Genomic DNA, 995 nt, shown 5'->3' on the forward strand with positions numbered 1-995 from the left:
TAATGCCAGTCAGTTAAGCCTGACTGGCATTGTTTTTACTAGGTTTTCTCGTCGCATACTTCTGTGGTTTGGCTTTGATGCACCTTGGGTAACTTCGTTCTCGGCGGGCGGGTAACTTGAACTGCTCTGCCTGTTTGTCCAACTCAGCGACACGCCCTGGAACCATGCCCGGTGACACAAACGGCAGGCAACTGAGTTCATGCAGCAGATACACCGATGCCATGTGAAAGCTCAACTGGCTGGCCGTATAGCCCTTTAAGCTCGCCGCCATCCTAACCATCTGATATCTCAGTAGGTTATAGGCCAATACCAAGCCCCATAGCTCCTGCCTTACTCCATCGGGTTTCTTGCTGCGCAGCGTCAGCCGGTGCTGTTGCAGGCTATGTTTCATCTCCCGATAGCCCAGCTCGATTTCCCAGCGATTCTGGTATAGCTCCATCAACTCGCTGGCCGGGAAGCGCAGCGGGTCGGTGAGCGAGGTCAGCACCTGCCGCTCCTTGCCGTTTACCGTCCGGGTCAGCAGCCGGGCTTCGAACTGCTCCGGCAACTCGCTCCACTTCTTCTTGGCCTGCGGACTGGCTCTGAGGCGTACCAGCACATCCTGCCGCCCCAGCTTGCGGATGACCTCGTATTGAGCCCCCTTTTTCAGCGGAATAAGCCAGTGACGCGCTACGCCCTGGCGTTGCCAGGCATGGAGTAACCCCAGTGAGTAGAAGCCCTTATCGAACAGGGTCAGGCTATTATCGGGTGTTTTTTCAATCAGTTGCTCTGCCAACACCATCTCGTTTACCGCACAGGAGTCCATCACTGTCTGGGTCAGCAGATGACTGGTCAGCTCCATCTGACACAACATGCGGACCTGGGGATATTGCGTCTCCCCCTGGACGGTTTTCGACTTGGCAAAGGCGCCGGCATTGTCCGGAGTATCGGGCGTGCGCCAGACCACCCCGTCCACGGCCAGCAGCTGCAAGCCGGCCCAGGTGGGGTGCTGACAC

The 995-nt window shown here is 57.3% G+C and carries 1 protein-coding gene; it reads right to left on the bottom strand.

The features are described from left to right. Positions 1 to 13: 13 nt before the first annotated feature. Positions 14 to 995 (bottom strand): IS4 family transposase (locus PG892_RS22345; protein WP_270825917.1); only part of this gene is annotated, 982 nt, incomplete at its 5' end.

This window comes from Aeromonas sp. QDB68, assembly GCF_027707405.1.
Classification (GTDB): Bacteria; Pseudomonadota; Gammaproteobacteria; order Enterobacterales; family Aeromonadaceae; genus Aeromonas; species Aeromonas caviae.